Origin of the sequence: Sorangium sp. So ce281, assembly GCF_051527395.1 — a bacterium.
GTDB classification, from domain to species: Bacteria; Myxococcota_A; Polyangia; order Polyangiales; family Polyangiaceae; genus Sorangium; species Sorangium cellulosum_B.
In genome coordinates this window covers 1,423,375-1,448,072 of record NZ_CP150322.1, presented here as the reverse complement: position 1 = coordinate 1,448,072, position 24,698 = coordinate 1,423,375, and the positions used below count along the sequence as shown (strand labels likewise).

16 protein-coding genes and 1 pseudogene are annotated in these 24,698 nt (G+C 71.0%); 5 read left to right on the top strand and 12 right to left on the bottom strand.

Translation table 11 applies throughout. The annotated features are described in order from the left end of the window. Window positions 1-45 precede the first annotated feature (45 nt). The 6 genes from WMF27_RS05370 to WMF27_RS05345 all read right to left on the bottom strand — a co-directional run bounded on the left by WMF27_RS05370 (window position 46) and on the right by WMF27_RS05345 (window position 8,122). Window positions 46-1,293 (bottom strand): ABC transporter permease, encoded by a 1,248-nt coding sequence (locus WMF27_RS05370; protein WP_437761323.1) that lies wholly within the window; start codon window positions 1,291-1,293, stop codon window positions 46-48. After that, complete coding sequence (locus WMF27_RS05365) at window positions 1,290-2,516, bottom strand: ABC transporter permease (RefSeq protein WP_437761324.1); 1,227 nt, start codon at window positions 2,514-2,516, stop codon at window positions 1,290-1,292. Before WMF27_RS05365 ends, WMF27_RS05370 begins: the two co-directional genes overlap by 4 nt. Then, complete coding sequence (locus WMF27_RS05360) at window positions 2,513-3,634, bottom strand: efflux RND transporter periplasmic adaptor subunit (RefSeq protein ID WP_437761325.1); 1,122 nt, start codon at window positions 3,632-3,634, stop codon at window positions 2,513-2,515. Before WMF27_RS05360 ends, WMF27_RS05365 begins: the two co-directional genes overlap by 4 nt. Further along, entirely contained in the window at window positions 3,631-4,404 is a 774-nt protein-coding gene (locus WMF27_RS05355; protein ID WP_437761326.1) for an ABC transporter ATP-binding protein, read from the bottom strand. The genes WMF27_RS05360 and WMF27_RS05355 overlap by 4 nt, the downstream gene beginning before the upstream one ends. 237 nt (window positions 4,405-4,641) lie before the next feature. Then, window positions 4,642-5,844 (bottom strand): glycoside hydrolase family 88/105 protein, encoded by a 1,203-nt coding sequence (locus tag WMF27_RS05350; protein ID WP_437761327.1) that lies wholly within the window; start codon window positions 5,842-5,844, stop codon window positions 4,642-4,644. Window positions 5,845-5,869: 25 nt separating this feature from the next. Beyond that, window positions 5,870-8,122: a heparinase II/III domain-containing protein gene (locus tag WMF27_RS05345; RefSeq protein WP_437761328.1), complete on the bottom strand. Its 2,253-nt coding sequence runs from the start codon at window positions 8,120-8,122 to the stop codon at window positions 5,870-5,872. 533 nt (window positions 8,123-8,655) lie between these two features. Here WMF27_RS05345 and WMF27_RS05340 point away from each other — a divergent pair. Beyond that, a complete protein-coding gene (locus WMF27_RS05340; RefSeq protein WP_437761329.1) occupies window positions 8,656-8,973 on the top strand; it encodes a hypothetical protein in 318 nt (105 codons plus the stop codon). 151 nt (window positions 8,974-9,124) lie between these two features. Here the strand turns inward: WMF27_RS05340 and WMF27_RS05335 are convergent, their stop codons facing one another. The 3 genes and pseudogenes from WMF27_RS05335 to WMF27_RS05325 form a co-directional block, all read right to left on the bottom strand. Continuing rightward, window positions 9,125-11,800 (bottom strand): hypothetical protein, encoded by a 2,676-nt coding sequence (locus WMF27_RS05335; protein ID WP_437943903.1) that lies wholly within the window; start codon window positions 11,798-11,800, stop codon window positions 9,125-9,127. Window positions 11,801-12,063: 263 nt separating this feature from the next. Continuing rightward, the gene (locus WMF27_RS05330) at window positions 12,064-13,122 is read right to left on the bottom strand and encodes a glucuronyl esterase domain-containing protein (RefSeq protein ID WP_437944518.1); all 1,059 of its coding nucleotides are present in this window, start codon (window positions 13,120-13,122) and stop codon (window positions 12,064-12,066) included. A 336-nt stretch (window positions 13,123-13,458) separates the two neighbouring features. Next, a pseudogene (locus WMF27_RS05325) lies at window positions 13,459-13,683 on the bottom strand (cellulose binding domain-containing protein); the annotation flags it as partial. 818 nt (window positions 13,684-14,501) lie between these two features. Here WMF27_RS05325 and WMF27_RS05320 point away from each other — a divergent pair. Next, window positions 14,502-16,946: an alpha-glucuronidase family glycosyl hydrolase gene (locus tag WMF27_RS05320; protein ID WP_437943902.1), complete on the top strand. Its 2,445-nt coding sequence runs from the start codon at window positions 14,502-14,504 to the stop codon at window positions 16,944-16,946. A gap of 264 nt (window positions 16,947-17,210) precedes the next feature. Then, the gene (locus tag WMF27_RS05315; RefSeq protein WP_437943901.1) at window positions 17,211-20,603 is read left to right on the top strand and encodes a hypothetical protein; all 3,393 of its coding nucleotides are present in this window, start codon (window positions 17,211-17,213) and stop codon (window positions 20,601-20,603) included. A gap of 131 nt (window positions 20,604-20,734) precedes the next feature. On the opposite strand, the gene WMF27_RS05310 is transcribed toward WMF27_RS05315, so the two are convergent. Continuing rightward, entirely contained in the window at window positions 20,735-21,670 is a 936-nt protein-coding gene (locus tag WMF27_RS05310; RefSeq protein WP_437943900.1) for a LysR family transcriptional regulator, read from the bottom strand. A 109-nt stretch (window positions 21,671-21,779) separates the two neighbouring features. On the opposite strand from WMF27_RS05310, the gene WMF27_RS05305 reads away from it, so the two are divergent. Beyond that, the gene (locus WMF27_RS05305) at window positions 21,780-22,511 is read left to right on the top strand and encodes an SDR family NAD(P)-dependent oxidoreductase (protein ID WP_437943899.1); all 732 of its coding nucleotides are present in this window, start codon (window positions 21,780-21,782) and stop codon (window positions 22,509-22,511) included. Beyond that, window positions 22,501-22,818: a DUF1330 domain-containing protein gene (locus tag WMF27_RS05300; RefSeq protein WP_437943898.1), complete on the top strand. Its 318-nt coding sequence runs from the start codon at window positions 22,501-22,503 to the stop codon at window positions 22,816-22,818. Before WMF27_RS05305 ends, WMF27_RS05300 begins: the two co-directional genes overlap by 11 nt. Window positions 22,819-23,586: 768 nt before the next feature. On the opposite strand, the gene WMF27_RS05295 is transcribed toward WMF27_RS05300, so the two are convergent. Together WMF27_RS05295 and WMF27_RS05290 are read right to left on the bottom strand one after the other, a co-directional pair. Next, the gene (locus tag WMF27_RS05295) at window positions 23,587-24,522 is read right to left on the bottom strand and encodes a helix-turn-helix domain-containing protein (protein WP_437761336.1); all 936 of its coding nucleotides are present in this window, start codon (window positions 24,520-24,522) and stop codon (window positions 23,587-23,589) included. Next, on the bottom strand, window positions 24,504-24,692 hold the full coding sequence (locus WMF27_RS05290) for a hypothetical protein (protein ID WP_437943897.1): 189 nt from the start codon (window positions 24,690-24,692) through the stop codon (window positions 24,504-24,506). The genes WMF27_RS05295 and WMF27_RS05290 overlap by 19 nt, the downstream gene beginning before the upstream one ends. Window positions 24,693-24,698 lie beyond the last annotated feature (6 nt).

Below are 24,698 nucleotides of genomic sequence, written 5' to 3'. Positions count from 1 at the left end.
CCCATCCAGCGCTCGCCGCGATCTCGGTCGCGCCGCGGGCCGGCCCTACTCCGCGCGGAGCGCCTCGATCGGGTCGAGCCGCGAGGCGCGCCAGGCCGGGTAGAAGCCGAAGACAACGCCGATCGTGACCGAGAGGCCGAGGCCGAGGAAGAGCGACCAGGGCTCGACCTGGAACGCCCAGCGGCCGACCATCTGCGCAAGGAGCGCGCTGGCGAGCCAGGAGAGGGCGAGCCCCGAGAGCACGCCGAGCACGCCGCCGAGCAGCGAGACGGCCGCCGCCTCGCACAGGAACTGCAGCAGGATCGCGCGCGGCGAGGCCCCGACCGCGCGGCGGATGCCGATCTCCCGCGTCCGCTCGGTCACGGTCACCAGCATGATGTTCATGATGTTGATGCCGCCCACGATCAGCGCGACCACGCCGGTGCTGAGCAGCAGCATCTTGATGATGTCGACGACGAGCTGCTCCTGGCCGTGGCTGTCCTCGTCCTCGATCCTGAAGTTCTTGACCCCGTGGTGGCGGCGCTGGAGCGTCGCGTCGATGACGCCGCGGAGCGCGGCGAGCGGCGTCCGGACCGTGACGAGCGGATCCTGCCGGACGTACAGGCGGTCGGTCCTGTGCGACGGCGCGTAGAGCGCGTCGTAGGTGGTCTCCGGGACGAGGACCTTGCGGTTCCAGCTGTTCGTGTCGTCCGGGGAGAGGATGGACGGCCGTTCCTGGAGCACGCCGACGACCGTCCACACGTGGCCGTCGGCCGTCACGTGGAGGGGCTCGGCCTGCGCGGCCCGCGCCGGAGGACCGCCGAAGAGCTCGGCCCAGACCTCGTGGCCGACGACGCACACGCTCCGCCGCGCCGCGAGATCGGCCTCGACGAGGAACCGGCCCGCCGCGAGCTCCAGGTCGTAGAGGGCCGGCGCCGCAGGCACGGCGCTGACGAGGGAGATCCGCTTCTTCTTGGCGCCGGCGCGGGCCTCGGTCGGGCGCACCGACTCGCTCAGGGCCGAGGCGCCGCCGAGGGCGCGCGACGCGGCGAGCGCGCGGGCGTCGTCCCGCGAGAGATCGCGCCGGGTGCGGCGCCGGTCGCCGACGCTCACCTCCGCGGGGTGGACCTGGATGAGGTCGGCCTCCACGGCCTGCTCGCTCGCCCGGAGGAGCGCCTCCTCGCCGCCCGCGAGCAGCGAGGCGAGCAGCACGATCGAGCCGGTGCCGATGATGATGCCGAGCAGCGTGAGCGCGGCGCGGGTCCGGTCGGCGACCACGGCGCGCGTCGAGTGGAGGAGATCGTCGAGCCTCATCGCCGCATCGCCGCCACGGGGTCGAGCCGGCCCGCGCGCTGGGCCGGCAGCCACCCGAAGACCACGCCCACGCCGGAGGAGACGAGGAGCGCCGCGACGACGGCCGGCGTGGAGACCGCGCCGATCCAGCTCGGCGTGAAGCGGCGGATGACCATCGAGGCGAGCTCGGCCGCCGCGGCGCCGCCGGCGACCCCGAGCAGGCCGCCGAAGCCCGAGAGCAGCGCCGCCTCGGCCAGGAACTGCGCGCTGATGTCGCGCGGCGAGGCCCCGAGCGCCTTGCGGATGCCGATCTCGCGCACGCGCTCGGACACGCTCACGAGCATCATGTTCATCACGCCCACGCCGCCGATGAGCAGCGCGACGCCCGCGATGAGGCCGACGATCGCCTTCATCGTGGACAACATGGCCTCGAATTTCTCCATGATGCCGCTGAAATCGAGGAGGGTGAAGTCGTCGACGCCGTGGTGGCGATCGACGAGGAGCGCGTTGACGATGCGCTTCACCGGGTCGTTGTTGCGGACGTCGTCGGTCTTGATGACGAGCAGCGCCGAGGTGCTCACCGCCTTCTCGACGTCCGCCGCGGTGTCGAGCGGGGCGACGAGCAGGTCGACCCAGCTGAAGCCGAAGTTGACGCCCATCCGATCGGCGTCGGCCAGCACGCCGATGACCCGGCAGCGCAGGGCCCCGACCGTCACCCACCGGCCGATCGGGTCGCCGCGCCAGAGCCGCGCCGCGAGCTTCGGGCCGGCGACGCAGACCCGGGCCCGGCGGCGGTCCTCCTCGTCGGAGAACGTGCGGCCGCGCGCGACGGGCATCCGGAAGGCGTCGAGGAAGCGGCTGTCGGCCGCGACGAGGTCGGTGCGATCCTCCTTGCCCTCGTCGGAAATGACGTCGCGCGAGCCGAGCGTGGCGTACATCGTGTGCTCGGCGACGTGAGGGATGCCGCGCGCGAGCCGATCGCGATCCCGGCGGGTGAAGCCGGTGACGTACATGGTCTTCTTCCGCTCGGCGCGCTCCGGCGCCTTCGGGACGACGAGGATGAGCCGCGCCCCGCCGAGCTGCTCGATGCCGCGGCCCAGCGTGAGCAGGCCGCCCTCCGCGAGCGAGGTCATGAGCACGATGGCGAAGGCGCCCAGGGTGATGCTGAGCACGGTCAGGAGCGACCGCAGCTTGTGCGCCGAGAGGGCCTTCGCGGCGATCGCGAGGTAGGCGGACCACCTCACATCTTCGTCTCGTTCGCGGCCGCCGAGGGCGGGTTGATGAGCACGCGGGCCCCCTCCGGGACGCCGTTGACGATCTCGACGTCGCGATCGTTGCGCGCGCCGAGCGCGACCTCGACCTTCTCGGTCGTCTGCTTGCCGTCGGGGCCGTCGACGACGCGCGTGACGAGCTGCTTGCCGCCCTCGTCGGCGACGGCCTCGATGGGCAGCGAGACAACGCCCGGCCTGCTGTCGAGCCGGATGCGCACGTCCGCGGTCATGCCGGGCTTGATGAGGCCGTCGATCTGGGTGAGCTCGGCCTCGACCGGGAAGACGTCGACCTCGCGGCCCTCGAGCTTCACCGAGGCGGGCGCGATCTTGGTGACCCTGGCCGCGTACGTCTTGCCGGGCAGGGCGTCGAGCGTCAGGGTCGCCGTCTGGCCGAGCGCGACCTTGGCCACGTCGATCTGGTTGAGGTCCACCTTGACCACGAGCGTCGAGAGATCGGCCACGGTGAGCAGCGCCTTGCCGTTGAAGGTCGACTGCACCCCCGGCGTGACGACCTCGCCGGGCTCGATGTTGCGCTGGATCACGGTGCCGTCGAGGGGCGAGGAGATCTTCGTGTACCGGAGCTGGTCCCGGGCGGCGCTGAGCGCGACCTCGGCGAGCCGGATGGCGACGGTCTTCTCGGTGAGGTCGTGCTTGGCCACATCGAGCTCCTGCGCGGGGACGACGCTGGCCTCGACGCCGGCGGTCCGCTGCGCGACGACGCGCTTGGCGAAGCCCGCGGCGGCCCTGGCCCGGGCGAGCTCGGCCTCGGCGCGGGCGACCTCGCGCTCGTAGTCGGTCGGGTCGAGCACGAGCAGCAGCTGGTCCTTCTGGACCCGGGCGCCCTCGTCCGCGAGCACCTCGGCGACCTGGCCGGCGACCTTGGACTTGAGCTCGACCTGCTCGCGGGCCTCGATGCGCCCTGTCTCGAGGATCTCGACGGCGAGGTCGCCGCGCTTCGCGGTCACGACCAGCGCGGGGTCGATGGGCGGGGGGCCCCCGCCGGCCTTCGCGAGGACGACGGCGCCGCCCCCGGCGAGCGCCAGCGCCCCGACGAGCCACGGCCAGAGGCGACGACGACGCCGGGCGCTCACGAGAGGCCTCCAGGAGGGGACGGCGACGGTCCAGGAACCGATGGCGCTGGTCCAGGAACCGATGATGAGACGTCCACGCGCCGGCCGCGGGGGCCGGTGTCCTCGACGATGGCGCCGTCCCTGAAGGTGACGACGCGGGTGGCGTAGTCGGCGATCGAGCGGTCGTGGGTCACGACGACGACGGTCATCCCCTGCGCGTGCAGCGCGCAGAAGAGCTCCATGACCTGTCCGGTGGTGGCGGAGTCGAGCGCGCCGGTCGGCTCGTCCGCGAGGAGGAGCGGCGGCTCGTTGACGATCGCGCGGGCGATCGCCACGCGCTGCTGCTGGCCGCCGGACAGCTGGTTCGGCAGGTGGTGCGCCCGGTCCTCGAGGCCGACGCGCGCGAGCGCCCGCGCGGCCCGCGCCCGCCGGTCGGCCGGCCGGACGCCGGCGTAGACCATGGGCAGCTCGACGTTCGCGAGGGCGGTGTCGCGCGGCAGGAGGTTGAACGACTGGAAGACGAACCCGATCTTGCGGTTGCGGAGCTGGGCCAGCTCGACCTCGTCGAGCTCCTCGACCGGCTCGTCGTCGAGGAGGTAACGGCCGCCCGTGGGGCGGTCGAGCGTGCCGATCACGTTCAGGGTCGTCGACTTGCCCGACCCCGAGGCGCCCATGATGGCGACCATCTCGCCCCGGGAGAGCTCCAGGGAGACGCCGCGGAGCGCCTGCACCTCCACCTCGCCCATCCAGTAGACCTTGGTGATCGCGTCGAGCTTCACGAGTGCAGCCATGAGGGTCCTCGGCGGTGGCCTGCGCGCCGTCCGCGGGACGGCCGCGACCCGCGCGAGCCCGGTTCGCCTGACCCGCGCGTGACGCACCAGGGTGCGCCGCTCTCGTCGTTCAGGCCATCGCGCTGCGAAGGCCGGCGGACGCGCTGAGGCGTAGGCGAAGCGCAGCAGCAAGGCAACCGCGGCGCAGGAGCGCGGCGGTCGCGCGCCGAGGCCACGGCGAGCGTGGCGCTGGCAGCGCTACAGCCCGGACGTTTCGACGAGCGCCAGGATCACGGCCCCGACGCCGTACGAGAGGTCGTCGCGGAGCTCGACCGCCGCGTAATCCTCGAGCTTTCCCACCGTCGTGGGCCCCGAGATGCCGGTCACCACCGGCCGCCCGGAGCCGTCCTCCTCGATGCGCGAGCGCACGCCCGCCATGGCGCGGTCGATCGCGGGGCGCACGGAGGCGTCGAGGAAGCCGTGGCGCAACCCGCGCGCGAGCCCGACGGCGAAGAGGGCCGTCGCGCTCGTCTCCAGGTAGATCTCGCCCGGGCGGTTCATGATGGTCCACCACAGGCCGCTGTCCTGGTCCTGCGCGCCCAGGACCGCCGCGACCTGCCGCTCGAGCGCCCCGGCGACGGCGTCGTCGCGCTCCCCGCGCGCCGCGCGCACGCGGAGGTACTCGTAGCCGGCCGCCGTGACCCAGGCGTTGCCGCGCGCCCAGTACACGCCCGGATCCTGCGGCGCCGCCCAGTCGTACGCGTGCCGGAAGAGCCCGGGCTCGTCCTGGAGGAGCGACGTGAAGATCTGGAATTGATTCGAGAATTCGTCGAGCGGACGCACCTCGCCCGAGCGCTCGCCGGCGCGGACGAGCACGTTGCCGAACATGAACAGCGAGTCGACCCAGAGGGTGGGCTCGAACAGCGGCGACACGCCGAGGTGGCTGATGCCGCCCTGCTCCGTCCGGCGGGCCTCCTCGTAGAGGTAGCGGAGCACGTCGTCGACGACCTTCGCATAGGGGGCCGCGCACGTTTCCTCGTGGAGCGCGAGCGCGGCCATGGCTGGCGGGCAGCGGTCGCTGGTCGTGATCTCGTAGCCGTACTCGAGGTGGTGGTCGATGGTGCGCCGGTAGTAGTCCCGGTACGGGGCGTGCTGCGTGACGCGGTACAGGTCGACCAGCGAGAGCATGACCGTGCCCTCGCCCCAGTCCCACGGCAGCGACTCCGCCGGGTGCTCGGCGATCCAGCGGTCGGCGATGGCGCGCGCCAGCGCGATGTTCTCCGAGTCGGGTGCGCGCTCGCGCGCGAACGCGTCCTCCGCCGACGGCGAGATCGGGGTGCATCCCGCCCCGGCGTTGCCCGGCTGCCCGGCGCCCGGGTCCCCCGCGCACCCGCCGGCCGCCGCCGCGCACGCGGCGGCAGCGACGAGCAGCGCGCGGAAGCGCGACGACCTGCGCGACATGGGAGGGCGAGCGCTCGGCGGCATCTCACTCCTCCACGGCGATGCCGGCGGCGTCGGGCGCGGTGAGCCGGGGGCTCCCGTCGAGGAGCACCCTCGTCCCCCGCGCCATCAGCGCGAACGGCCGCTCGCCCTCGATCCGCAGCACGACGAGCTCCGCGTCGGTCTCGAGGACCTGCCCCCCGGGCAGCGCCAGCGCCTCCGCGGCTCCCTTGCTCCGCAGCACCGCGACGTCCGTCCCGCCGTCGCTCTCGATCCGCCACGCGACGACGCCGGGCTCCGCCGCGATCGGCGCCGCCTGGAGGGGCGCGTCGGGGCCCGCGTCCACGCCGACCTTGTAGGGCAGCAGCACCGCCAGGAACCCCGGCGCCTCGGCCTGCACGGCTGCGTCGATGACGGCGTGGTCGGCGGCCTCGCGGTCCTCCTCGAACTCGTGGACGTGGGGCACCGTGAGCGGCGTGTACGGCGGCTCCACGACCGCGAGCCCCGGCGACGTCGACAACACGCGCGCTTCGACGCCCGCCCGCGCCCGCTCCCACCGGCCGCCGTCGGGGAGGAGCTCGAAGGTGCCGCCGGACGTGAGCCCCGCGTAGCCGTGCAGCCGCCACGCGTGCGCGCGGGCCGCCGGGTGCGACGTCGAGAGGCGGTCGCCGACCACGACGTAGCGGCCGTCGATGAAGGCCACGGATCGCTCGACGTGCGTGTCCTGGTAGTCCTGGTGCGCCTCCGCGTAGTCGACGGCGTCGCCGTCGTGGGTGTTCCGGAGGAAGGCGTCCGCGTCGCCGAAATCGTTGAAGAGCCCCTTGTCGGGCGCGGACCGGCCGTCGATGAGGATCACGTTGTGCGACGGCGACTGGCTGGTCTTGGCGTTGTCGAGCGAATCGGGCTTGTAGTAGCCGGGGTCGATCAACAGGTACTCTCCGTAGGCCGCGAGGGAGAACGACGTGCCGTCCACGTGGTCGTGGATCGCCTTGCGCGCCGAGCCGTGCTCCGCGAGGAGCAGGAGCCAGCGCGCGTCGTCGCCCCAGTCCGAGCGGAACACCGCGTGGCCGGTGTCGGGGAAGAAGCGCGTGAGGAAGCGCGGCGCCTCGGGGGCCACGGCGTCGTCGACGTAGAGCAGGTGATGGGCGACGAGGTCGGCGCCGAACTCCATGGCCTGGGGATCGCGGTTCTGCTCCCAGTCCCACAGGTACTCCCCGCTTCCGCCGAAGGACGTGAGCAGCGGGCTCCCGTTGAACGGGGTGAAGACGCCGTCGTCGACCGGGGGCCGGCTGCCCCAGGGGAGGCGCAGCGAGAGCGACCAGTCGACGGCCTTCGTGAAGAGCCCGCCGCGCAGCGGGACCTCCAGCGCGCCCTGCTCGCCGTCGACGCAGCCATGTCCGGCCCACGGGTCCTCGTCGGAGCGGGTACGGCAGTCGCGGGTGAAGGCCGCTTCGCCCTCGAGCGCGTTGTCGAGGGCGATGAAGAACGCCGCCGTGGGGCCCCAGGCGAAGCCGGAGTAATACGGGCCCTCGGAGGCCCCGCCGTCGGGCTGCACGTACTGGCCGTCCGGGCCCCAGAGGTAGTCGAGCTCCGAGATCGACCAGCTCCACCAGGTCGCGGCCGCCGGGTGCTCGGGGAACGCGAGCGCCACATAGCCGATCGCGTCGGCGGTCCGGATAGGGTGGTTGTTCTGCGCGGGGCGCAGCAGGAGATCTCGATAGAAATCGTGCTCGATGTACTTGGCGAAAAACTGACCGGTGATGTCGGTGATCTTGCTCTCGGCCTCGACGGACTCCTCGGCGGGGAACCACGGCGTCGCGCTCAGGAGGTCCCACGCGTTCGTGTACCCCATGAGGACCTTCGCCATCCGGATGTTCATGTCGAGGACCGTGTTCGTGTCCCAGCTGGTCCGGAGGCGGCGCAGGAACTCGCGCGCCTTGTCGGCCGCCGCCCGGTCCTCGAAGGCCCAGGCGAGGAGGGCATTCGCCTGCGCCGTCGAGGCGTTGTTGCCGTTCGTCTTGTGGTCCCATGAAGCGGGGTCGGGCTCCTCCTCGTAGGGGCGGTCGGCGCGGCGCTTCAGGGTGGCGAGGATCGAGGCGTAGGGCTCGCGATCGACGCGCGAGCGCAGGAGGTCGCGGTGCTCCGGGCGCGCGAGGAGCCGCGGATGGACGCCGGTGTCCCGCGGCTCGCTCGGCCCGGGGGCGTCCGTGCCGCATCCCGCGGCCGCGAGCGCGGCGCACGCGAGCGCCGGAGCGAGGGTGTGAAGAGGGAGAGCAAAGCCGCGAGATCGTGATTTCATGGAAGGACGGGGCGAGGGCTCGGAGGGACGAGCTGGTGCGTGAGGCGCAGCGTATCAGCTCGTCCCGGCCTGGAGCGGCCCGAGTTCTCGCTGCCGTGGGGGCGATCACCACGTGTCCACGATGGGCAGTCTCGGCAGCCGCCGACACGCCGGAAGATCCGACCAGAGCGGAGAGAACAACGCTGGCGACGTGCGGTAACGAGGAGAAAGCGGGAGAGGAGGAGCCATCTGTGAGGCCGCCGGGGTCATCGCGTCGGGCGCCCCGGGGAGCGTGTCCTGCGGGCTGAGCAGCGCCTGTTGCGATGGCCTGGCGCGGGCTGCGTCGAGCGCGCCCGCGGCCTTCTCCGCGTGAGGGGGCGCGATCGCTCAGGGTGGTGCGATCCTGCGCGGGCGTCTGCCTGCTCTTGCAGGACGCGACGAGCGGGGTGGAGCGACCGCGCCGCTCGCGCGGACCCCTCGACACAGGGGCTCCCGCCGCGCGGTCTCCCGCTTGCATTGCCCGGCCCCGGTGGGGGGAGTCGAGGAGGTTTGATATGGCGACCGAGCAGAAGCAAGGAATGGGCGCGCAGGGGCAGCAGGGCTCCGGCCTACAGGAGGGCCGCAGCGAGAGCACCGTGGTCCCCGACAAGGACTACAACCTGGTCAGCGTGCTCTACCATACGCTCAAGGGCGCGGAGACCCACTCCCAGTACATCCAGGATGCGAAGAAGCAGGGTGATCAAGAGCTCGCCTCCTTCTTCAGCGAGGTCCGGCAGGAGGAGCTGCGGCTCGCGGAGCGCGCGAAGCACCTCCTCGGACAGCGGCTGAGCGGAGGGCGCCCGGGTCAGGGAGGGGCCCGCGCGAGCGCCTAGAGCGACGGTCACCCGCTTCGGATACGGGCCCATCTCGACGTTTTCGGTGCTCAGCGCACAGGAGTGCGCTTGCGCGCCGAAAACGCCGATCTGGGCCCGTCTCCTGTGCGGGTGACCGCCGCTCTGGAGCCCACGGCGCTCCGGGCCGCCATCAATCGGCGATGTACTGGTTCCGGCCGACGAAATCGAGGTACGGATACAGCGCCGAGCGCAGGTTATCCACCTGAACACTCGAGTTGATACCGCTGATCTCCCAGCCGTTCCACTTGGACGGGTTCCGGGTCGTCGCGTTCAGGAACAGCGGCACCTCCAGCAACGACTCGACGACGCCGGTCGTGGACATCTTGTCGAAATCGACGAGGACCGGAGCGGTGTTGTCCGTCAGGTTCTTCACCCAGACACGCGCTGCGCCGAAGTCACCGCCCGCGGCGCCGTCGATGTCGCGGTTCGGGTCGACCTGCACCTGGATATCGTACCACTTGCCCGAAGCCGGCGCGAAGTTGGTCGCCTTGTACAGCTCACCGCTGTCCCGGGACCCCCGGAGGCGCAGCTGCCCCTGCTCGAACTGGACAAGGAACCCGACGTAGTTGTTCGGGGTGAGGCCGTTGCTCGCGCTGGTGGCCGTGTTGACAGGAGCGAAGTAGACGCCTGTGGTGCCGTACAGCTGGCCAGAATAGACCGTCAGGTCGCTCGCGTCGTGGTCGGGCAGCTCGGTCTCCCACCAGGCGCTGGCCGCGCTCGAGCCCGTCGGACGAGCCGCGAGCGTCGAGGGATTGCCGGTGCCGTACGGCGCAGAAGCCGTGAGCTGCCCTGGCCCGCCGGAGGCTGGCCCCTTCCACACGAGCTGCGGAACGACCTGGCTGTCCATGGCGACGCCAGACTGATAATGGTCGAAATTGTCATTCATCTGCGGCACGTAGTACCCCATGGAGAGGTCATCCACGGCGTTGCTGTCGCCGTAGGCCGCCACGATGAACCCGTTGAAATTGGACGGGTTCTTGTTCACGCCCATGAGCAGCGGCACAACCAGCACCCGCTCGGTCACGCCGGTCGTGTTGATATTGTCGAAGACGACGCGCGTGAAGTCCTTCTGCCCGTCCGTCACATTGCGGACGTACAGCGAGCCGAGGCCGGTGCCCACGGTGGGGTTGACGACCAGCTTCACCTCCAGCCATTTGCCCATCGTGGCGGGGATGTTGACCGCTTGATAGATATCTCCGTTGTCATAGCCAGAACGAAGGCGGAGCGCCCCCCAGGCCATGGAGACCGTCGGCCCCTGGTAGGCGGGGACGGCGTAGCCCGTCGGGCTCCCGCCGGCCACGTTGATCGGCTCGAACGAGACGCCCGAGATGGCATTGTAGAGGAGACCCGAGTAGACGACCTTGTCCGTGCTGCTGAAGCTCGGGCCATCGAACGCGGACCAGGCCACCTTGCCGTTGTAGCCGCCCGTGGAGACGATGCTCTGCTCGGAGTCATTCCCGCTCCCCGGCGGCGACCCGATCGCGAACTTGTCCGGGTTCGCCCCCGTCCAGCTGTTCGCGCCCTGGTTGTTCATCGCGTTGCCAAAGACGTGCTGCTCGTAGTCCTCGCGATCCATGGTGCAGGCCTCATACTGAAGGCGCACATGGTCGTGGTAAGCGACGTCCGGCGACTGGGAGGGCAGCGCCGCCACATGAGACCAGTCGGCGTGCTGCGTCGTGGTGTTCATGTTGCTCACCAGCACATCGACGCGGCCCCCTCTCTGAACGCCGGACCACTCGATGCCGGCGTTCTTGTTGGTCGCCAGGTTGAGGGTGCGCAGCTCGCCGCCCCGCGCGAACACGCCGTCCAGCGCCTGCCACGCGTCGGCCATGTCGGCAGTGAACGCGAGCGTCGCGGTGACGACGTTGCCATACGTCTGGTAGTAGTAGGTGGTGGCCCCCGTCTGGTTGACGTTGACCTCCCACGTCCTGAACCCGTCGGCCCCGCGGAGCCGGTAGTGCTGGACCTGCGCGACGTTGTCCGTCGGCAGGAGGACCTGCGACTGAGGCACACCATAGTTGGGCTTGTTGACGAAGTCCGCGATGTAGGGGATCAACAAGTCACCAGCAGGAAGGTGGCGCGCCGCCACGCTCACCGTCTCGAGCCCCTGCCAGAAGATCGCGGAGATCTGGGTGGGCGCCGGTCCGCCGACATAAGGCACGCCGTTGATCGAGGAGGCGACGTGGAGAGCCGACTGGCTCGAGTTGTACGCCACCGGCATCGCGACGTTGAGACCCGACGTAGTGTAGATAGTCTCTCGATCAATCTTGAACTGCTCACCGACATTCCAGGGCCACGCGCCGGACGTATCGACGCTCATGCCAGGCCAGTAGCCATAGTTGCCCACGTACGCCGCCGAGATGTCCGCGTCTGGGTCGGTTCGAACGCGGTCGACGTTGTCGAGGAGCAGATCGTATTGCGTCTGGGTGTCCCCCTCGATGTCCATCAACAGGTAGTCGAGCGCGTAGCCGTTGCTGCTGATCCAATCGAGCGCAGGGTCCAGCGTCGCCAGGCCCCACCCCCTGGTCTCGAGCCCCGTGGGGACCCCGGCCAGGGTGTTGCTGATGATCACGTCGTCGTAATCGCCCCGCTCTGCCCACCCGACCGCGACGATGTCTCCCCCGTTCTGGACAATCTCGGGGTTCGTCGGCTCGAGCGCCTGCCAGCTCGTGAAGTAGCCCTGGGCTTGCGCCATCGCGGTCGCGCCGCCCTCGAGCACGCCGAGCAGCGCGCCTCCCATCACGATCACCCAGTGCAGCACTGTTCTATTTTTACCGTGCGTTCGCATCTGAGGCACCTTCTTCATGGAGTTCTGGGAGCGGCCCCGAGGCTCGTCGCGGCCATGGGCAGGCGCGGGCGGGCGCAGGGGAACGGCGCAGGTTGCGCCGCTACGCTATCGAAGTGAACTTCGTTTTGCAGTGGTATGCACGAACCGTGTTCGCCGTGGAAGGCCGCCCGGTTCGCGGAACGAGCTTCGAAAGCTCGAGCGCCGCTCCGCACGCGATCACCGCCGCCGGGGCGGGCGCCGATCGGGGCGCCCCTTGCGAGGCGCCCCGTCGCCCCGAGCGGTTACTGGAGGGTCGGCGCCGTCCACTTCATCCACCTGTTCAGATCGGCCGTGGCCCCGTCGCCCTTGAGCAGGTTGGTGTCCGCGGTGCCGCCGCCGACGAGGAACTTCTTCACGTACGCATCGAGGGCCGCCCTCTGCGAGGACGGGAACGCGCAGTGGGCATGGGCGGCGGTCTGCCAGTAGCCCATCCTGTCCGGCACCCCGAGCCCCTTCCAGATCTGCTGGGCGATGGACCCCGCCGTGAAGGTGCTGTTGATGCCGAGCCAGTCGATCCTGTTGTCGATGACGAGCAGCGCGCGCGGCGCGACGAGGCCCATGACCATGTGATGGTCGAACGGGAGCGACGTCACCCGGTTGCCGAAGGTCGAGCCGAAGTTCGCGCGGAACCACGGCTGCTCGCCGGCCGCGCTGGACAGGGTCTGCACGTTCTCCCCGGCGTTGGCGCCCGCCTGCGAGACGCGCCAGCTCGCCGAGCCGCCGGCGCCCGACTCCTGCGGGATCGTCAGCACGATGCGCTCGTCGAACGCGCCGACCGTGAGCGCGCCCTTGCCGTTGCGCGAGCAACCCGTCACCGCGATGCGCTTCGGGTCGATGTTGGCGCCCGGGGTCTTCTCCAGCGCGTCGATGATCCGGCTCACGCCCCAGGCCCACGCGATCATCGAGCTGGCCGAGTGGTTGCTGCCGTAGAGGTTGTAGAACGTGCCCGTCCCGCGCGAGCCGCCGCCGTTCTGAGCGCCCATCGCGTTGTTGTCGAAGGTCGCCATCGCGACGCCGTTCTGCGTGAACACGCTGGTGTCGAGGTTGTTGCCACCGATGCCGATGACGAGCGGGATCGGACCACCAGGCGCGCCGGAAGGCCGGCTGATGTTGATGGTGAAGGAGACGCTCTTCCCTGCGTCGTTGACGTTGACCGTCAGCTTGTTCGCCGAGAACTGCCCCGTGACATTGTCCTTGGACACCACGGGCTTCGAACCGGATTCATACGTCTCGACCTGCGACTTGATCTCCGCGCGCCGGCACGCCCACTCCGACTTCTTCGTGATGCGTGAACCGCTCAAGCTCAGGAACGGATCGTGATGCGTGTCGAACACCGGAAGAGACGAGGCGGCGGGCAACGTCGGCCTGGGGCAGCTCGCGCCGCTGTCTTCGACCGCGCCCGTGCTCCCGCCCGAGCCGCCTGCCCCGCCCGAGCCGCCTGTCCCGCCCGAGCCGCCTGCCCCGCCCGAGCCGCCCGCCCCCGAGCTGCTGCTCGACGACGAGCTGCTGCTCGACGACGAGCTCGCGCTGCTGCTCGACGAGGAGGACGCGCCCGTGCCGACGATCGTGCCTCCGCTGCCGGTGACCGACGCGACCGCGGGCCGCCCGCTGCCGTTCGCGCAGAACCCCCACTCCACCCAACCTTTCTCCTTGATCGCCGCGTTGTGGGTCACGTTCGTGGCGGTGAACTGCCCGTTCGAGGACACGGGGGTCACGTTCCACGCATTGGCCAGCGTCGAGCCGTTGAGCCGGACGACCACGTTCCAGCCGGTGGTGGCCGGGGAGCGGGACTTGTTCGTCACCCTCACGTTCGCGCAGTAACCGTTCCCCCAGTCCGACTGAATCGCGATATCCGCCGACATCGAGCCGTCAGCGCTGTCCAGGGCGCCGTCCAGCGTGTCGAGGTCCTCTTCCTCGACGGGCTCCACGGCGCACGCAAGCAGACCGAACGTGAACGAAGCGGAGATGCAGCCAAGCAAGCGAGTGAACCGCATAAGATTCTCCATGATCGGAACGGCAGAGTCGCGGGCGTCTGCTCAAGGTGGATATGTGCACCAGCGAGACGCCCGCCAACCCTCGTTCAATTGGTAGGGTCCGATATTCCCGGCCAGCGTGCGCCTGATCATGAACACCTCACGAACCTTGCCGCCCCCATGCCTGGCAACCACGGTGTTCGTCGGACAGCTACTCACATGCGGATACCCCGCGGTGGGGCGGGGCACCATGAGAAAGCAAGAGCAACCCGGAAACGCAGCTGCAAGGAGCGAGCGCTCCGGGCGTCCTCCTCCGCCGGAGACACTGGACCGCAGCGCGATCGGGTGAGCCTTCCCGGTGGAAGGCGCGTCGAGCACGGCGATTGGCAGCTTCAGTCCGCATTTCTGACGTTTTCTGCTCGGACCCCGCCAGAAATACAGGAGCGCTGAATACTTCGCACGCGACGGCACAAAAAGCGACCTCTGACGAGGTGGGCGAGGCATGGCGGAGCCGAGGTGCGTTGCGGTCTTGCACGGCGCGTTTAGCCCTTGACGGGCGTCGAGATTCACCCTCGAGATCCGCGAATCGGTTGGTTCACTCTCTTTCCCAAGCCCCCTCCATGGAAAGGCTGATTCAGATGGCGCCTCCTTCGGAAAACAAGATGCCACGTTGCGCGGGTCGGCCGCCCACCAGACGGCCTCGTTCGATGAAAATCCTGCGGGTGCCGCTCCTCGTTGTCGGGCTCTTGAGCGCGGCGCTCGCGGGCGCCTGCTCCTCGAGCGGCACCGATGAGCCGAACGACGTGACCGGCAGCGGCGGCTCCAGCGCGGCGGGGAGCCCCAGCGGGGCCACCGGCACGGGCGGCGGCGCGAGCAGCGGCGTGAACAGCGGCACAGGCGGCGGCGCATCGGTCGGCCAGGGCGGCGGGGACACGACAGGATCGACCGGGAGCACGGGCGGAATGTCGGGCTCCGACGAGGAGTACCCCGCGCCGGGCGCCCTGCCGGAGGAGACGGGCGCAGACCTCTGGCTCAGGTACCCGAAGGTGCCGATTCCGGGGCGCCTCGCGGAGTATCAGGCGGCCTTCAAGCGCGTGGTCAAGTCGGGGACCGGCGCGAGCCTCGACATCGCCGAGGCCGAGCTCGTCAAAGGGCTGAGCGGGTTGACGGGCGGAACGGTCGGGACCGGCGCGGCCGTCGACGGGCCGGGCGCCGTGGTGATCGGGACGGCCGCCGCGGACGTCATCAAGGGCCTGCCGCTCGCAGCGCGCCTCGGCGCCCTGGGCCCCGAGGGCTACCTCGTCGAGGCCGCGGACGTCGGAGGCCAGCCGGTGATCGCCGTGGCAGGCAACACCGAGGTGGGCGTGCTCTATGGCACCTTCGCGCTCCTCCGGCACGTCCAGAGCCACAGCGCCCTCGACAAGCTGTCGCTCACCGGCTCTCCCAGGATCGGCCATCGCATCCTGAACCACTGGGACAACCTCGATCGCAGCGTGGAGCGCGGCTACGCGGGCCGCTCCATCTGGGACTGGAGCGCGCTGCCCGGCACGCTCTCTCCCCGTTACAAGGACTACGCGAGGGCCAACGCCTCCATCGGCATCAACGGGACCGTGCTGACCAACGTGAACGCCAACGCGCAGGTCCTGACGCCGTCGTACCTCACGAAGGTCAAGGCGCTCGCCGACGTCTTCCGGCCTTATGGCATCAAGGTCTACCTCACGGCCCGCTTCAGCGCGCCGGTCGAGATCGGCAACCTGAGCACGGCCGATCCGACCAACTCCAGCGTCAAGCAATGGTGGACGAACAAGGTCAACGAGATCTACCAGCAGATCCCCGACTTCGGTGGTTTCCTGGTGAAGGCGAACTCCGAGGGGCAGCCCGGGCCGCAGGACTACGGGCGGACCCACGCCGACGGCGCCAACATGCTCGCCGACGCCCTCGCGCCGCATGACGGCATCGTGATATGGCGCGCCTTCGTCTACTCCGACACCAGCCCCCCGGACCGCATCAAGCAGGCCTACGAGGAGTTCAAGCCTCTGGACGGCAAATTCAAGAGCAACGTCCTCGTGCAGGCCAAGAACGGCCCGCTCGATTTCCAGCCCAGGGAGCCGTTCCATCCGCTGTTCGGGGCCATGCCGAAGACGCCCCTCGCCCTCGAGCTCCAGATCACGAAGGAGTACCTCGGCGAGGACACGCACCTCGCCTACCTCGGCCCGCTCTTCGAGGAGGTCCTCAAGGCGGACACCTACGCGGGCGGCGAGGGCTCGACCGTGGCGCGGGTCATCGACGGCAGCCTGCACAAGTACACGACCACCGCGATCTCGGGCGTCGCCAACGTGGGTGACGACACGAACTGGACCGGATCGCAGATGAACCAGGCGAACTGGTACGTGTACGGGCGCCTGGCGTGGAACCCGGACCTCTCCTCGGAGGCCATCGCGGAGGAGTGGGTCCGGCAGACGTTCTCGAACGACCCCGTCGTCGTCGAGCCGGTCGTTCAGATCATGATGCAGTCACGCGAGGCGCTGGTCGACTACATGACGCCCCTCGGCCTTGTCCACATCATGGGCAACGACCATCACTACGGGCCGGGGCCGTGGCTGAACAGCCTGAGCCGCGTCGAGTGGAACCCGGTCTACTATCACAAGGCGGACGCGAACAGCATCGGCTTCAACCGCACCTCGTCGGGCAGCAACGCTGTCGCCCAGTACGCCGCGCAGGTGGGACAGACGTTCGGGAGCCGGGACACGGTGCCGGACGATCTCGTGCTCTTCTTCCACCGCGTCGGCTGGCAAGACAAGCTGAAGTCGGGGAGGACGGTCTGGGAGGAGCTCGTCCATCGTTACAGCCAGGGCGTCGACGAGGTGGGGGCCATGCGAGAGACATGGAAGTCCGTCGAGGGCCGCATCGATGGCAAGCGCTTCGATGACGTGAGCGACTTCCTGGAGATCCAGCACTACGAGGCGCGCTGGTGGCGCGACGCGTGCCTCGCCTACTTCGGCTCGGTGTCGAAGCTCCAGGTCCCGAGCGGCTACGCCCCCCTGGCGAACACGCTGAGCTTCTACCAGGGGCTCCGCTGCCCGTCCGACCCAAAGAAGCCCCGCTGCTCGCAGGTGTATACGGGGAATCCGTCCCCGGCCATTCTCCAGTGAGAGCGCAGTGAGAGCGGCGGGCCGGCTCGGTCTGGCCCGCGGCCTGCTGGCGATCTTCACGCCCCTGCCCCTGTCAAGCGAACAGCACCCTCTGGGTCTTGCTGGCTCGGCGATCTAGCCAGGTCACAACACCGGAGTCGTCGCATGACCTCGTCGTGGTCCGCGATCGACGTGAACGCTCACACGCTGTTACCGTCCCGCTGGCTCATCCATCGGGGGATGGCGGGGTGCGCGTCGGCTGCCAAGGCCGTCAGGAGGTGCGTCATGACGCTGGCTTCGAGTCGAGCTTTGTTGCTGTTGATGGCGGGGTGCGCCTCGGCGTGCAGCGCGCCTGGACCGCGGGCGGCGGGCAATGGTCCTGCCGAGCGCCCCGCGGAGCGCGCGCTCCGGCCGGGCGGCGCCGCGCCGGTCGAGCTCGGGCGGATCGTGAGCAGGGCGCGGGCGAGCTTTCGATCCACGCGACGAGGGCTCTTCGCGGAGGGCGCCGCCCACCGGATCGACGTCGAGGGCGGCGCGGCGCGGATCCGCGCGAAGCCCCCGGCGAGGGCGGCACGCAGGGGGCGAGCGAGGCAGCTCCAGGCGCTCGCCGAGGCGCGCACCGCCGCCGAGCTGACGGCGCGCCGCCGCGCGCTCCGCGGGCCTCTCCTCGAGGGCGCGCCCGGCGAGCTCCAGCCAGGGAGCGCGCTCACGCTGACGACGCGATCGATCGCCCGCGCCGGCCACGAGTGCGTGAGCGGCGAGGGCCGCGTGCGCATGGCGGCGGACGGCGGCGCGGAGCGCGCGTTCGAGACCTGCAGCGAGCTGTGGAACAACCACGAGGCGAACGCCGAGCAGGCGTTCCGGTTCCCCGAGCGGCCCGGGGGGCGCGGCGATCTCGTCGTGCGGGTGAGCGCCCGGCTCGGCGCCGCGGACGCCGCGCCCTCGGTCGCGAGCGACGCCCGCGGCCTCGTCCTCGGCGCCGCGCCGGGGCAGCGGTTCGTGTACGGCCACGGCACGTGGATCGACGCGTCGGGCCGCCGCGTTCCGGTGCCCGCCCGCTGGGCGGACGGCCACATCGAGCTGCGCGTGCCCGCCTCGGTCGTCGAGAAGAGCGGCTATCCGGCGCTGCTCGATCCGGAGGTGGGCCCGGAGATCGGGACGGAGCCGCCCGTGCCCGTCCAGCAAGACGTCGGGTTCGATCCGGAGATCGCGACGGACGGGACGAGCTACGTCGTCGTCTTCGAGGACCTGTCGCGCATCCGCGCGGTCCGGGTCGGCGCGCGCGGGGACGTGCTCGATCTCGACTGGCTGGATCTGGGCGAGGCGTCCGCCGGGCAGTACCTGCCCAGCGTGGCGTACGGCGGAGGCCGCTACCTCGTCGTCTGGAGCCAGTACGGTGACGACGGCCGGATCACCATCCGCGGCCGCCTGATGCGACCCGACGGCACGCTCGAAGGGCCGGCGAGCTTCGCGATCTCGACGTCGGACGAGGGCGTGTATCCCTCGGTCGAGTGGAACGGGGAGCGCTTCGTGACCGCCTGGCTCAGCCTCGCCGACGATGGGGCCGACGATGTCCGCGCGACCCTCGTCGACCCGAGCGGCAGCGCCGTTCCCGGCGCCGAGCGCGCCCTCTCCACGAGCGGCCGCGCATCGCGGCCGGCGGTCGGCGCCGGGGCGGACGTCTCCGTCGTGGCCTGGGACGAGGACGTCGCCGGCGGCGGCGCGCGGGCCATCCGTGCGGCGCGGGTGGCCCGCGATGGAACGGCGCTCGATGCCTTTGGCGTTCAGATCTCGGAGGACCCGGGCAACGCGCGGCTGGTCGCGCTCGCGTCCGGCGGGACGAGCTTCCTGGCCACGTGGGTCCGGGACGATCCCACGAGCACGATCCGGGGCGCGGTGCTGCGCGCAGACGGCACGATCGCGGCAAGGGACTTCCCGATCTCACGGCCGAGCCCGGGCACCGGGGCCCCCGCCGCTGCGTTCGACGGCAGCAGCTATCTCGTGGCCTGGGCCGACGAGCGGGACGGTCGCGCGATGTACGGGGCCCGCGTCTCGGCCGAGGGCGTCGTGCAGGGGACCGACGACGTGAGGCTCGCGGACGGGTCGCCTCGCTCCGTCCGGGATCCGGATCGGAACGCGCTCGCGTGGAGCGGCTCGCGCTTCCTGCTCGCGTTCCACGGCCAGGGCATCGAGGGCAGCCTGATCGGCCCGGATCTCGCGCTGGCCGCGGGCCGGCTCGGGCTCAGCCCCCTGCCGAACAAGCAGGGCGCCCCGCGCGTCGCCTGGACCGGCGAGAGCTACCTCGTCGCCTGGACCGACGAGCCGGACCTGGAAGGGGAGCGGACGACCGCGCGCGCGGTGCGCGTGAGCGCGGCCGGCGAGGTCGTCGATCCGGTCGGGATCGAGCTCGCGAGCAGCGCCACCGCGATCGATCTGGCCTCGAACGGCGACGGCGCGTCGGTGCTCACCTGGAGCGCGCTCGGCGCCGGCGGGGATCAGCTGCGTCGGGTGTCGGGCGACGGCGCGCTCGGGGAGAGCGTCGCCGTCTCGTCGCTCCACCTGTCGGCGGCGCCGTCGGTCGCGGGCAACGGCGACGGGTATCTGGTGACCTTCGTGGAGAGGACCGCCGAGGAGCCCTTCGTGTACACCGCGTCGGGCCGCCTGCTCGGCGCTTCGGGGAGCGCTGGCCCGGTGTTCCCCATCGTGCCCTCGGTCGGGGCGGAGTCGCGCGCGACGCCGCTCCGCGCCGGGCAGGGCTACCTGGTGGCCTACGCGAAGGCGGGCCTGCATCTCGTCCCCGTGAGCCGCACGGGAGACGTCGGGGAGGGCTTCCTGCTGTCGAGCGCGTCGGCCGCCGTCGCCGGGGCGACGGACGGCACGGACACGCTCGTTGTCTGGACGGAGCCCGCCGATGGCTGGCCAGAGGGCGGTGATGGGCCGGTGCGCGGTCGAATCCACGGCACGGGCGGCTGGCGGGGCGAAGCATTCCTGATCTCGCCGACGAGCGCTGGTGATGCGGCGGCCGTGGCCTGGGACGGCGCGAGCTACCAGGTGGTGTGGGAAGAGGCGGAGACGCACCAGCTCCGGATCCGCGCCGTGGCCCCCGATGGAACGCCGGGCATGGAGGCGCTGCTCGTGGACGACGCGTGCAATGCGCCGATGCTGGCCCGCGGCGAGGATGGCCGGTTCCTGCTGAGCTATGACAAGCTCGGCCCTGCTGCGCGCACGCGGCGCGTCGTCTCGCGGCTGCTCGGCTGGGAGCCCTCACCCGGGCCCGGCGCGGGCGGAAGCGGCGGCGCAGGGCTCGGCACGGGTGGAGGCGGCACTGTGGAGCCCGGGGCGGGCGGAAATGGCGGTGCGGAGCCGGGCGGGGGCGGAAACGGCGGTGCGGGGCCGGGGGTGGGCGCGAGCGGCGGTGCGGAGTCGGGCGCGGGCGGCCGAGCAGGGAATGGCGGGGGCGACGGCACCTCCGGCGTTGCCGCCGGCAGCAGCAGAAATGACGGGACGGACGACACAAGCAACGACGCACAATGCAGCGCTCACGGCGCTGGCAGCAGGTCCGCGTACATCGGGCTCACCGTCGCCCTGTTCGGTCTCGCCCTCATTGCACGACGCTGCAGCACCAGGAGTGCGCAGGACGCTCAAGCGGGCCGCTCAGACGGATCCACCGAGAAATGAACCGCCAAGCGCGCCAAGGACGCCAAGACGCATGGCTGCGCGGACACACGCGCGAGATCCTCCGAGCGATCTGCCGTGGAGAGGCGTGACCCGGCAGGGCAGCGCGCCAGTCGGCCCGGCCGGCGCGGCCCTCAGCCCCTCCTCCGGCGGCGCGGCGCCTTCCCGGCCGCCGCCGGCGCCCCGGCGCCGTGGCCGCAGCGCCCGAGCGCCTCCCAGAGCGCCTGCGCGACGACGCCGTGCGGGCGGTCGCGGCGGCGTATCACGAAGAGCTCCATGGTGTCGGCCACGAACTCGGGGACCTGCAGCGCCACGAGCTCGCCCGCCGCCAGCGCGCTGGCGGCCACGTGCTCGGGCAGCCCGCCCCAGCCCATGCCCGCGAGGATGACCTCCTTCTTCGCCGCGACGTCGGTGACCGTCCAGCGCAGGCCGCCCTCCAGCACGTTCAGGGACGGCGAGGCGCTCGCCCTCGCGCTGTCGCGCAGGATGATCTGCGCGTGCGCCCGCAGCAGCGCGGGCGGGATCGGCGCGCCGCAGGTCGCGAGGGGGTGATCGAAGCGCGCCACCGGGATCACCCGCACGTCGCAGAAGCGCGCCGCCTCCACCGCGGAGCCGTCGATCCCGAGCTTCGTGGCGACGGCGAGATCGGCGCGGTCCTCGCGCAGCGCGTCGGCGGTGCCCGCCAGCCGCTCGGTGCCGAGCTCGATGCGCACCAGGGGATGACGCGCCAGGAGCCCCCGGAAGATGTCCATGATGGGGCCGAGCGGCGTCACCGCGTCGACGGCGAGCCGCACGATCGGCTCCACCTTCCCCGAGAGGCGCATGCCGAAGCTGCGCAGCGCCTCGGTGCCCTCGATGACGGCCGCGGCGCGCTCGTGGAACAGGCGACCGGCGTCGGTGAGCGTGGCGCGGTACTCCCGGCGATCGAACAGCTCGACCCCCAGCTCGCGCTCGAGGTTGCGCACCAGCTTGCTCACGGCCGGCTGGGACTTGTGCAGCCGCGCGGACGCGGCGCTGAACGTGCCCTCGCCCGCGACGGCGAGGAAGGCGACGAGCTGATCGTAGGTCATGGCGGGGCCCGTGGGATCATAACATGGAGTTATGGTGTCGATAGAAACATACCACTTTCTCGGTTCGAGGGGCGGTCCTAGGTTGTCGGCGCGAAAGGAGAGACACTCCATGTCCACCAGGATCGATCGCGTCATCATCACAGGCGCCAGCAGCGGTATCGGCCTCGACCTCGCCAGGAGCTTCCTGGCCGAGGGATCGAGCGTCGTCATGAACGGCCGCGACCCGGAGAAGCTCGAGCACGCGCGGCGGAGCCTCGACGGCGGGGCGCGCGTCGTCGCCGTGCCGGGCCACGTGGGGGATCGGGCCACGGCGCGGGCCGTCGCCGCGGCCGCGCGCGAGCGCTTCGGCGGCGTCGACGTGCTGATCAACAACGCCGGGATCTTCGGCGTGAAGCCGTTCCTCGAGAGCACGGAGGAGGACCTGGAGCGGTTCTTCACCACCAACGTGAAGGGGACGTTCCTGATGACGCAGGCGGCGGTGCCGCTGATGATCGAGGGCGGCGGGGGCTCGATCATCAATATCGGGACGGTGCTCGTCCAGCAGGCCATGGCGCGGATGCCGGCCTCGGCCGCCATGGCCAGCAAAGGCGGCGTCCACGCGCTCACCGTCTCGCTGGCCGCCGAGCTCGCCGCCCACAACATCCGCGTGAACACGCTGGCGCCCGGCATCATCCGCACGCCGCTCATCGGCGAAGGCGCGGATTCGCTGGCCTCGATCCACCCGCTGCAGCGCGTCGGCGAGGTGCGGGACACGACGGAAGCGGCGCTGTTCCTGGCCAGGGCCGGCTTCGTGACCGGCACGACGCTCGACGTGGACGGAGGCTATTCCCATGGGCGCTGAGGGCCGGCAGCACGTGCTCCTGGTGGGGCTCCAGCTGGCGGACGAGACGTCCTACGCCCGCTACCGCGCCGGGATGATGCCGATCCTGTTGTCCCATGGCGGCGCGTTCGGCCACGATTTCGTCGTGGCGCGCGTGCTGAAGGGGGATGAGCGGATCAACCGCGTCTTCACCCTGGTGTTCCCCGACCGCGCGGCGCGGGAGCGGTTCTTCGCCGACCCGCAGTACCGCGCCGTGCGCGCCGAGCTCTTCGAGCCGGCGGTCGCGGCGACCTTCATCCTCGGCGAGCTCGAAGGGACGACGGCGTGAGCTGCCTCCTCAAGGCGTGTAGACGATATCGCCGTCTGCAGCGAGCCTCGCGCGGCGTCTTTCGTGCCGAGACCAGGCGGACACTCGCATGAGCCGTACCAGGGCCGACGAGGGGAACCGGGCCAGCGGGAGAGGCTGCTTCAGCCGAGATCCTGGCCGCGGCGCGGCGCGAGGGACGCGGGGCTGGAGGGGCGCGCCTCCATGTCTGGTGGTGCCCCGCGGCACCACCGGGGGTGCGCGAGCCGCCGTGCCTTGGTGAGAGGGCGTCACAAGCAGGCTTCCACCGCGCCGTTAGGACACCCAGCGCCGGGTCCTGGCCGCCGGTCGGCGCCGGCAGCTGGGACCGAGTTCCACCCACAGGAGTCCGGCCAGGGATCCGGAGAGCGATTTTAATGCAAAGTCGCAAAGGCGCGAAGTCGCAAGCGGCCATCCGCGCGCTTGTCCACTTGGCTCATCGTCGGCGCATGCTTTGCTCCGGCTTCGGGCGCCGTCCCGCGTGAAGGAGAGCTCGGCAAGCTGCCGATAGCGCCAGGCCCGAGAATCGCCATCTTCATGGCAGAGAAGATACCCACGGGCGTTGGTGTCAGGAATGCATACCTATGCCGATCGGAGTTGCGTACTTGCAACAGGACGCTCACGGCGCACAGCGCGGTGACGTTCCGCCCGCGACCCGGCAGCGACTCCGCCATGGGTACCGGCAAGCGGCGTTCCTGGCCTCGAAGGCGCACCAGGCGCGCTCTCCGCAAGGGCTCGCCCTGCGCGGCGGTTCTACCAGGGGTGGCGGAGGGCCTCGCGCTGCGCCGCGGTGAGCCGGTCGAGCCTGGCGGTGATGGTGAAGCTGCCAGGCCCGACGCGCTGGAGGGCGACCGGATCGGTCACGTCCGGGTGTTGCTCGGCGTCGCGCAGGGCGCTCGCGACGCGGTCGGTGGACCAGCCCAGCGCGGTGGCCAGCTGCTGGACGGTGAGCGGCGCGCTCGCGTGCACGAGCGCGGCGAGCACCGTCAGCGCGTCACCGACGGCGGCTCCCGTATGGCCGCCGGCCATGTCGTCGCTGAGGCGCGCGAAGAATCGGCCCATCTGGTCCAACCGGGCGCCGGCGGGGGTGGCGGCCCCGAAGATCTCGACTCCCTCACGGGCGGCATCCGCCCACATCGCGTTCGCGCGAGCGCTCGACATCCACGACCGGACCCAGACATCGTCGTCGAAGACGTAGCGCTCGCCCCGCCGCGGGCCGCGCTCGCGCCGGACCAGCTCGATCCCTTCCAGATAACCGATGGCCTTGGACACCGACGCGGGGCTGACCCGCAATCGCGCGGCCAGCTCGACGGCGGTCAGGGCGCCCGCGTCGGTGGTGAACAGGGAGGCGAGCACCCGGGCCGCCATCCGTGGAAGCCCGGTCTGGATCATCAGCGCCGAGAAGCGCTCGATATAGCCGCGCGCCGCCTCGGGGTCCCGCCCGTCGGCGCCGGCGGCGCCCCGCTCCTCCGGGGGCGGGGCTGGCCTGCGCCGGCGGGCGCGCCGCCCGGTGGCCTCGTGGGCGTGCTCCGCCCGGTAGCCGGCGGGCCCGCCGTTGCGGGCCACCTCCCGGCTGATGGTCGACGTCGGCCTGCCCAGCCGCCTGGCGATCTCGGCGTACCCGAGCCCCTCGGCCAGCCCTGACGCGATGCCCCGGCGGTCCTGGTCGCTCAACCTGCCTCCCGGCATCCTCGCCCGCCCTCCTGTGGGTCGCTGGTCCAGCCCAGTGTGCGTTCACCCTCGGCACATTGCAACGCCGATTGCCCGATCGTTGCATTCATCGACAAGACCATTGCAATGTTCACCATAAACTCGCCGCACAGCGCACCAAATCCGTTGATCTTCCATTGACGATCCATGAGACG